This is a genomic window from Serratia sp. H1w, from assembly GCF_000633355.1.
Taxonomy (GTDB): domain Bacteria; phylum Pseudomonadota; class Gammaproteobacteria; order Enterobacterales; family Enterobacteriaceae; genus Chania.
This window is the reverse complement of record NZ_AYMQ01000136.1, coordinates 1-10,826: the sequence shown is the minus strand read 5'-3', so window position 1 is coordinate 10,826 and position 10,826 is coordinate 1. Positions and strand designations below refer to the sequence as shown.

2 protein-coding genes are annotated in these 10,826 nt (G+C 52.6%); both read right to left on the bottom strand.

Going from position 1 to position 10,826, the window contains the following annotated elements; translation table 11 throughout:
• Window positions 1-8 precede the first annotated feature (8 nt).
• Complete coding sequence (locus tag U869_RS0126775) at window positions 9-383, bottom strand: 4'-phosphopantetheinyl transferase superfamily protein (RefSeq protein WP_157834772.1); 375 nt, start codon at window positions 381-383, stop codon at window positions 9-11.
• A 159-nt stretch (window positions 384-542) separates the two neighbouring features.
• Window positions 543-10,778: a non-ribosomal peptide synthetase gene (locus tag U869_RS0126770; RefSeq protein WP_232785402.1), complete on the bottom strand. Its 10,236-nt coding sequence runs from the start codon at window positions 10,776-10,778 to the stop codon at window positions 543-545.
• Window positions 10,779-10,826 lie beyond the last annotated feature (48 nt).

Sequence of the window (10,826 nt, the reverse complement as noted above, 5' to 3'; positions counted from 1 at the left end):
CTTGAGGTTTATTGGGTATAATCGTGTATATCAATCGGAACCCTTTTTTCAATATCAACGCCAATATCCCCTAGGGGATTATAAGCGCACACAGCCCAGACGCCCGCATGTGAAATATTAAACCCGCCCTTCATCCCCATAACCGCTGGCTTGCCAAATTGCTGATAGTGTAGATGAGGAAAGTGAGGTTCCTGATAACCCTCATGTTTGGTTAATGCATAACGTAGCAACATTCTCGCCAATAACATTCGGCGTTTGTCATCATCAAATCTGAATTGATCGAATGTAGTTTGCTGGGGTTGATCAAGTAAATTACGCTGAGAATAAAGCTGTTCCCTACTCAGCCCATCAATGCGTGAGCAGTAAATATAATTCATCGTCATTTCATCCGTTCAAGGACAAACCCTCGCCGAGGTAGGGGCGCTGCATGCTGCGCCCGTTTGGCTGCATATGGCAATCGAATGGATAATCAGTAGGTTAAATAGGGGCGAACATGTTCGCCCCCTACAAATTAAGCCTATTACCACTTTATCAGCAATCGGTTAGCCGATGTGGTTCAGCAACTCATCCTCCTTTTCCAGCAAGGTAAAGTGACTGGCTGCAATTTCAAACGTCCGTAATTGGGCGATGTTATTAACACCCGTCTCAATGTTGTTATGGCGATATTGTTGGAATTCCTCGCCCTGGATCTCCTCGGTTGCCTTAAATAGCACTATCTGCGCATGATTTAACACCGCCGAAAGCGGTTGTGCATTCAATACGCGATCGGATAAAACGACCGACTCGACGTTATGTCTTAAATAATGAGGAATATGCAACCGATCCATCATCTCGTCCAGATTGAATGAGGCTTCATTCAACTGATAGCTATCCTCGTTTAACAACCAGGTATCAAGCAGATAGATATTGATCGACGTAATGCCCCGCGCCTCCAAGTGGGCAGCTATCTCCAATGCGATCTTCCCGCCCAGTGACCACCCTAATAGATTGACCGGCTTGCTGACATCGAGACTGCGATCGATCTGCTCCAGATAATAACGTGCTAATTCATCAAGCCGTTCAATCTTCTGCTCATGATAGAAGTTATACGAGTCAACCCCATAACAGCAGTAACTATCGCTGAGCCGATTGGCCAAAGATTGGTAGACCGAGCAGTTCCCCATCCCCGGATGGATCATAAACATCTGCTGCTTTTCGGTGATGGAATTAAAGGGCACGATCGCATCGAAGGATTTCCCTTGAGCCTGCGCAATCTCCTGTGACAACGCTTTTAGCGTACGTGCATTGATGATATCCAGCAAACGTATCTTGACTCTCAGTACCTGGTTAATCCGGTTGTTCAGCCGCATTGCCAAGATGCTGTTGCCACCCAGTGCAAAGAAGTTGTCCTCCATACTGATTTCTTCCACCGAAATTTGTAGCGTATCGGCGAGTAGCTCACACAATGTTTTTTCGATCTTGTTTGCCGGGGCGATATAGCTTACAGAATGCGTCACCTTCGGTTCAGGCAACGCCTTTCTGTTCAACTTACCATTTGAAGTCACCGGCAGCGCCGTTAAATGAACAAACACGCCAGGCACCATATAGTCTGGTAGCGCCTCTCGCAGGTGCTCAGCCAACTGTTCGCTGGCGATTTCCTGTGCGCTAACATAGTAAGCAACCAGGTATTTATCGTTGGCTCCACGCTGATAGGCAATGACGACCGCATGATTAACATTCGGATAGCTCGCCAGGCAAGTTTCAATTTCGCCCAGCTCGATACGATAACCCCTGACCTTAACCTGGAAATCATTACGGCCAAGATATTGAATATTATCATCGCTCAGATAACGCACCACATCGCCGGTTTTATAGATTCGGCTATTGTACCCCCTGCGCTTTTCATCCTCCGTCTGGAATGGATTGCCCATGAAGGCCTTATCCGTCAACGGTTGATTATTCAAATACCCTCTGGCCACCCCGACGCCGCCAATGAATAGCTCACCGACCGCCCCCGGCGGCACGGGTTGCATTTGCGCATTCAGCACATAAGCCGATGTGTTATCGATCGGTTTACCGATCAGTACATCGTTGATCGATGGTGAATTACAGTCATAGAACAGGACATCGACCGTGGCTTCCGTTGGCCCGTATAAGTTATGGATCTGGCAATGTGGTATTAATCGCTGGCATTTCCGTACTTCAGCGACATTTAATGCCTCCCCGCTGCAGAACAGATAGTTAAGACTGCCCAGCTTAGCCTGCAACGCGCTCTGCCCTTCCAGGGTTTCAAGGAATGCCGATAGCATGGAAGGGACGAAATGGAGCGTGGTCACCTGCTGCCGTTCAATCAGTTCGGCCAGATAAATATTATCTTTATAGGCTGCCTGAGAAGCAAAAACGATACAGGCACCGTACCAGTTGGCCCAGAACAGCTCCCATACTGAAACGTCAAAGGTATAGTTGGTTTTCTGTAATATGCGATCGCGAGGGGTGATCGGGTATTGCTTGTGCATCCAGACAATACGATTGATCACGCTGTGATGTTCTAGCATCACACCTTTCGGATTGCCGGTTGTCCCACTGGTATAAATGATGTACGCCAATTCGCTAGACCGAACCGACCAAGGCTGATTTTCGCCAGAGTAGCGAGCAATGTCACCTGACGTTTGCCGATCGGTCAAATCGACGATGTGTCTGCCGCTTGCCGCCAGTGCGCTGGCTTTCTCTTCGCCAAGCTGGGCAATCAATATGGTATTGATACCGGCGTTTTCCAGCATATAGCTGACCCGGTCATCGGGCGCTAAAGGGTCCAGCGGTACGTAGGCAGCTCCTGCCTTCAAGATGGCCAGTATTGCCACCAGCAAATGCTCAGAACGATCCTGACACAGTGCCACCAAATCGCCAGAGCCGACCCCAAACTGCTCTCTCAGATAAGCCGCCAACCGGTTGGCACGTTCATTCAGTTGCCGGTAAGTCAGGCTGACGTCCTCAAACACCAGGGCGATATTCTCCGGGGTCCTCGCGGCCTGCGCCTCGAACATTCCGTGGATCGTCATATCCCGCGGATAGTCACATTCCGTGTCATTACTCTGGCAGATGAGGTGTTCGTATTGCAGCGGATCCAGGTACTGGACCGCTGACAGGGAACGACCCCGATCGCACAGAGTGCTCAACTGGCTCAGGATATGCCGATAGGTGGCAATATAGTTCTGCACCGTCTGCGCGCTGAACAGGGAAGTCGCATAGTTGAACACACCGCCGATCGCTTCTTCACTGTCGTCCATCATCACGGTCAGTTCGAACTTCGCGGCCTTATAGGCCCCGTCTTGCGCGTCATATTGCTCAAAACGGCCTTCCCCTGCCGTGCGTCCCGCCGCACCAAACGACTGGAGGCTGAACATCACCTGGAATATCGGGTGCCTGGAGCTGTCTTTTTCCGTCTTCAGCGCCTCCACCAGTTTTTCAAACGGCAGATCCTGATGGGTGTGCGCCTCATTCACCTGCTGTCCCGTCTGGTCGATAAACGTCCTGACCGTCTGGCTGGCATCTATCTGCCGTCTCAGCACCAGCGTATTGACGAACAGCCCCATGGTCTCTTCCACCCCAGGGTAATGCCTGCCCGCTATCGGCGTTCCCAGCACGATATCCTGCTGGTTGCTGTATACCCCCAGCAGCAGGTAATAGCCACTCAGCAGCACCGTGTACAGGCTGACGTTCAACGACGCGGCCAACGCCCGCAGGTCGGCACTGGTCTGCGCATCCAGTTGGAAGGTGATATCGTCACCACGGTAGTCCATCTGCAACGGACGAACATGGTCTGTAGGCAGGTTGAGCGGCTCATAGTCGGCCAGTTGGCTGTGCCAGTAGGCCAGTTGCCGATCCAGCGTGGCACCTTGCAGGTACTGGCGCTGCCACAGTGCAAACTCCCGGTACTGAACCGGCGGCAGCGGCAGTTCGTCGTTGAACTCCCCGGTGCATACGCGGTAGTAGTGCAGTAACTCTTTGAGCAACAGATCCACAGACCAGCCGTCAAACGCGATGTGGTGAATGACAATGCTGACGTAGTGGATACCCGCCAGCGTATAGCCGTGGACCGCAATCGGGCATTCCCGCGCCAGATCAAACACCCGGTGCTGATGGTCGTGCAGCCGTGCATGCAGCGTTGACAGGCTATCGCACTGGGTGTGATCCATCGTCAGTGAGAATGCCTCGGCCGGCACGATCTGCTGATACCCCTGCCCTTCGTCATCGCACAAGATCAGCGTGCGCAGCGCTTCATGCCGGGCAATCACCTTCATCAGCGCCTGCACGACGTACTGCGGATCGGTACCGGCCTGCAGCTTGAGCGTCAGCGGGATATTGTAGGCGTTGCTGCCTTCTTCATAGGTATCGATAAACCACAACCGCTCCTGGGCAAACGACAACCGCTGCTCCTGAGGCCGGGCGATCTGCGGTGCCTGGATGATTTGGCTGCCCTGCGCTTCACCGTCGATAAAGGCCGCCAGTGCTCGGATGGATTTCAGGCGGAACAGGTCGGAGACGTGCACGTTTTTTTGCAGCGTCCGGGTTAAGCGCCCTGTCAGCTTGATCGCCAGTATGCTGTTGCCCCCCAGGCGATAGAAATCATCAAGGACACTGAGGCTGTCTTGTGGAATACCGAGCAGCTCGGCAAAGACCTCGGCCAGTTGGTGCTCGGTCGCGGTCTGTGGTACCACCCGATCGGCCTGTGCCTCAAAGGTAGGCACCGGCAACGCCGCACGATCCACCTTGCCGTTGACGGTCATCGGCAGAGAGGTCAAGTGGATCAGGGCCAACGGGATCATGTAGTCAGGCAAAGCCTGTTGCAGATGGTCGTGCAACGTCTCAAGTTCCAGCGGGGCCTGCGCGACGTAGTATGCCGTCAGATGGGCGTACCCGGCCTGATTGCGTCTGGCCATGACCAGTGCCTGATGGATGGCAGGATGCTCGACCAGCCGGGCCTCGATCTCCCCGGGCTCGATGCGGAACCCACGGATTTTTATCTGGAAGTCATTGCGGCCCAGGTATTCGATGTTGCCGTCCGGTAAATAGCGCCCCCGGTCGCCAGTTTTATAGAGGCGAGCATTTTCACCACGGGCACGGTCAGCCTCGCTGCGCAAAGGGTTGGCAATGAATGCGTCGGAGGTAGCCTGTGGATTGTTCAGATAGCCACGCCCGACGCCAGCACCACCGATATAAATCTCACCAATGGCTCCCTGCGGAACCGGGCGCAGATATTCATCCAGTAGATAGACGCAAACGTTATTGATGGCCAGGCCGATATTGGTATTGGCGTCACCAGGTTGATAAAGCCGCGCCGTAGCCCACACGGTGGTTTCGCTCGGTCCGTAACCGTTGATCAAGCGGACACCGGCTTCACAGTAGCGGTCAACCAGGGTCGCATCAATACTCTCGCCCCCCACCAGCAGCGTAGATAATGGCAGTAGTTCATTTTGCGCCAGTAAAGCCGGAGGAATAAAGGCAAAATCAATCGCATGATCCCTGATATAGCCTGACAGAGCGAGAAAATCGAGACGCAGGTGTTCCGCCAGAATATGCAGGCAATGGCCATTCAATAAAGCGCAAAATACATCCAGTGCATGCGCATCGAACACATATTCCGAGTACCACAGCGTGTTGAGCTGCTCAGCATCCGTGTTCATAGCTAACAAATCGGATTGCGCTGTCGCCAGATTGACTAACGAATGATGTTCAATCATCACCCCTTTTGGCCGGCCAGTGGTCCCACTGGTAAAGATAACGTAAGCCAAATCGCTAGGCTGCGTTGCGGGCAGCATATTGCCGTCGTCATGCTCCAGCAACCTCTTGGCAAGCTCGAGGTTATCAATCTCCAGCAAGGTCAAATCGCGGTTCGGCAGGAAGGTCGCCAGGCGTTCGCCTTGAGATTGATGCGTTAAAATCAGCACCGGTTTAATATCGTCAACCAGCATACACACACGGTCGGCTGGCGCCTGAGGGCTGATCGGGACGTAGGCCGCTCCCGCCTTGAGCACCGCCAGCATAGCAATGACCATATATTCAGACTTGTCAAAATAGAGGGCAATGGCGCTATCAGGTTGCACAGCAAAATTCGCCCGCAAAAAAGCTGCCAACTGATTCGCCCGCTGATTTAACTCGCGATAGGTCAACCGAGTATCCTGATAAACCAATGCGAGATTATCCGGCGTTCTGGCGGCCTGCTCTTCAAACAGCTGACCGACCAGTTTGTTACGCTCAACGGCAACCCGAGATAGCGGCTGGTTGGTTACCCGTTGCTGATACTCCGCTTTGCTCAGCAGCGATAGCGCCTGAGGACTGATGGCAGGATTTGCGATCAACTGCTGTAGCGTTAAGCGTATGCCTTGCAGAACGCCTTCAATGGCGCTGCGGCTGAATAGCTCCCCGGCATAGTTAATCTTGAATTCAATCCGCTCATTCTTTTCAAACACCGTGACGCCTAATGGATAATCCAGCTTTTCTTCGCTGTGCTCAAAAACCAGCTTGAATGGGCTGTCGTCACTGCTGTCCTGCAACGGGTAGTTTTCAAAGACAAATAGCGAGTTGAACAGGCGAACCCCGGCATCCTGCAGTTTGCTCAGATTGATATTGCTGTAGCTATTGATGTCATTAATATGTGTTTGCAGGCGTTTTACCGTGTCGATAATCGCCTCATCCGCATGCGCCAGCACAACGGGTAGCGTATTGATATACAAACCAACGGATTGCTCTATATCATCAACCGGCAGGGTGCGCCCCGATACCGTCATCCCCACAATCGTCAGGTCCGCATGGCTATAAACACTGAGTTGCTGGTGCCAGCAGTATTGCATGAACGCATTTAATGTGACGCCATGCTGCCTGGATAGCGCCTTCAGCCCGGTATAAAGCTCACCAGCAAATGCGGTCGATACCGCCTGCGGATCTTGTACGTGTTTATGCTCGGTTAAATTGATGTGTTTCATCTCTGGCCTGAGCAGACCACCGAGATTCTCCTGCACTTCCACTGCGCCCAGATAGTTTTGCCAGAACAATTCGGTTTCCTGGCTGACCACCTGTAGCAATGCCTGCGCCTCCAGATAGCTGGTATCTTCCTGTTGCTGCGGCATTTTGCCCTGCTGTAGCAGCAGGTAATTCTGATGCACATCATTGAGCAGGACCGGCAAACTCCAGCCATCCAGAATGGCATGGTGGTTATTGAACAGGCAAACATAGTGTTCTGCCGCACATTTGACCAGATAAAGCCGGAATAGCCCTTTGGCAGACAGATCGAAGCTGACTTGCCGATCTTGCGCGATCAGTTCGGCGATGGCGCTTGCTTGCGCACTTTCATCCTGCTCACTGATATCGATAAATTGCCAACCGAACGAGCCTTGTTTATCGACAATCTGCACAAACTCCTCCTGCCAGGAGAATCTTAGCCGCAGCGCCGGGTATTTCGCCTGACTGCATTGCCAGGCTTGTTTTAACCGTTCGATATTTAACGCATTGTGATAGTGCCATACCATTTGCGTACGGTAGGCGTTATCAATATCGCCTTGCAGCACGTAGTGATAAATAAACCCTTGTTGCAGGCTATTGGCCGGATAAATCGCCGTCACCTCCTCATGCTGCTGAATATCGGCTAGCGTTCCAGCGCTGACCACGCCATTAACATCAGACTCGGTGAGATAAGATCGCGGTGACTGTTTTAGCCCATCGATCAACTGTATTAGCCGTTGCTGATAAGTCGTGGCAAAGCATTCCAGCTGCTCCGCACTCAGTTCCCCTTCCACCAGGAACTGCAATTGGCCATTTAACACCCCGCCATTCAGCGCTAAAAAGTCTGTGGTGCGGTTATTGGGTGATAATGCCTCCCCCGCCGAGTCCTTGACGAATGCCCACTCGCCATCCCGTTGCTCGCCATCGAATTGTCCAAGGTAGTTGAACGTCACGGCGGGCATCGACTGGGCAGGATAATCAAACAGCACACCATAGCCTAAACCATGATGGGCTGGAGCTCGCAGCCGCTCTTTAATCAGCGGCAAATTGTGCACAATATTACGATGCTCAACGCACAGATTGACCGGATACATACAGGTGAACCAGCCGACGGTATTGTTGACATCCACTTGGTCAAAGATGGCTTCCCTACCGTGCCCTTCGAGCAGCACATACTGACTGTCACCGCCAACCAGTTGCGATAACGCATCCGCCAATACGGTCAGCAGAATATCGTTCACCTCCGTATGATAAACAGGGTGAATTTCTCGTAACAAACTGTGGGTGTACTCTGGCGACAGGCATATCGTGGTGCGATTAAGTTTACCAACGCGATGAGTCTCCAAACGCTGATGCCAGGCTGGTAAATCCGCCGTCAGGCTATCCCAGTATCCCCGTTCATCCTGATGGTTTTTGACTGCCACGACAGGGTAGTCTTGCAGAGCGTTAACCCATTGACGATAGCTCGTTCCTTTCGGGCCCAGGATGGTTTGAGCATCGACCGTCGCATCAAGATTGTCACCTTGCTCAGCAAAGAACTGGTAAAGCCGGTGCAAATCATCCTTGATGATCCGCCAACTGACCGCATCAATGTTGAGATGGTGCACTGCCACGTGGATACGCGCAGTATCATCGGCATAACCTGCAATATAACCAATATGGCACAGCGGCCCTTGTTCAAGGTCAAAACGGTTCTGCCAGGCAGTCAACTGCGCTTCGAGCTGAACGGCTGTGAAATCATGTTGATTGATGGCGTCAAACGGCAACGTCGCTATCGTCTGGCGGTAATGGCCGGCAACAGGATCGTTAGCGTAAACCACTCGCAAAACATCATGGTATTCGACCAGCTTAGCCACGCTCAAACGCAGTAACCCGACATCCAGCGCGGGCACTTTAACCATAAATGCCTGGTTCCAATGACCAGACTCAGGCAACCTTCCCGACTCTACTGCCTGGAAGAACCAGCGTTGAATCGGTGACAAGGGAAGTTCCCCCGCCAACATCCCCTGCTCTGACTGGATAACCGCGGCATTATCCCCCTGACATTTCAGCAGATAGGCGCTTAACGCCTTGGCTGTGCGGTAGGCGAAGATATCTTTAACCGTGAGATGGTAACCAGATAGCTGTTTGAGTTTATTCGCCAACTGAATACTGCTGATACTGTCCCCCCCTAAACGGAAGAAATCATCGGTAATGCCAACCGCGCTCTCCTTAAGCTGCAATACCTGCGCAAAGGCGCGACACACCAGCATCTCGCTCTCGTTGCCAGGGGCAACATAATTCGCCTCATCGGTAAATATCGGCACCGGCAAGGCCCTGCGATCCAACTTATTGTTGATGGTCATTGGCAACGCGGTTAAATGCACATACGCTGCGGGGATCATATAGGCAGGTAAACGCTGCTGTAGATGTTCAGACAGCGTAGCTACTGGCAATTCCTCTGGCGAAACATAATAGGCCACCAGCGACTTGTGTCCCGGATCCTGCTGCTGCGCCAGTACGACAACCTGTTCAACCCGTGGATATTGGGCCAGACAGTTTTCGATTTCCGTCAATTCGATTCTGAAGCCACGGATCTTCACCTGGGAATCCGCACGCCCAATATAGTCAATATTGCCATCGTTCAGATAACGCACGACATCGCCGGTTTTATACAGCCGATCATGACGCCCACGCGTTTGATCCTCATGACGTTGGAATGGGTTGGCAATAAACGCCTGGTGCGTCGCGTCAGGATTGTTTAAATAGCCACGACCTACGCAGTCGCCACTGATATAAAGCTCCCCAACAGCCCCCACGGGAACTGGCCGCAGGTCGCGATCCAGAATATAGGCGCCAGCATTGTCTATTGGTTGGCCGATGAGGGTATTGCTATCACCGGGTTGGAAAACATTGCTGGTGACAAACACCGTGGTTTCCGTTGGACCATAACAGTTAACGACCTTCACGCCCTGCTCAGTATAGCGCTCCATCGTACTGCTATTGGCTACCTCACCGCCCAGAATGAGAGTGGAAAGCCTCAGTGTTTCATTGTTATTCAACAGCGCAGGGGGGACAAACCCGATATCAATCGCCTGTTGTTGTATGTAGGCCGCAAGCGTGTCGAAGTTCAGACGCGCATCGTCAGACAGCATATGCAGGCAATGGCCGCTAAGCAACGGACTGAAAACATCCAGAACGTGGGCATCAAAGGTATAGTTCGAGTAGAACAGGTAATTCTTCGCCTGCTCCCCAGCCTGGCAGATTTCGGTGCCAAACACATTTCGCTGCGCCTCAATCAGGTTGGCGACGGAGCGGTGCTCAATCATCACCCCTTTAGGCGTTCCCGTGGTTCCGCTGGTAAAGATGACATAAATCAGATTTCCAGCCCCGGTGCTGGATACCTGATTGGCAACCGGCTGACCGGCGACCTTTGCCATGAACTGAGGATCGTCAACACACAGCAGTGTTGTCTTCTCGGTATCAATCAGCTCGGCCAACGTTTCCTGGCTGTTCAACTCCGTCAGAATGACGCTGGATTGAATATTGTCGATGGTCCAACGCATTCTCTCTGCTGGCATATCAGGGCTGAACGGCACATAAGCCGCCCCGGCTTTCAACACCGCCAGGATACTGACGATCATGCGCTCCGATCTTTCCAGGCAAAGCCCAATCAGATCGTCCGGCTGCAACACAAAATGCGTTCTCAGGTAAGCCGCCAACCGGTTGGCCTGCTCATTCAGTTGCCGGTAGGTCAGGCTCACGCCGTCAAACACCAGGGCGATATGCTCCGGGGTTCGCGCGGCCTGCGCCTCGAACATACCGTGGATCGTCATATCCCGCAGATAGTTGTCGCTACCGATGTAAAA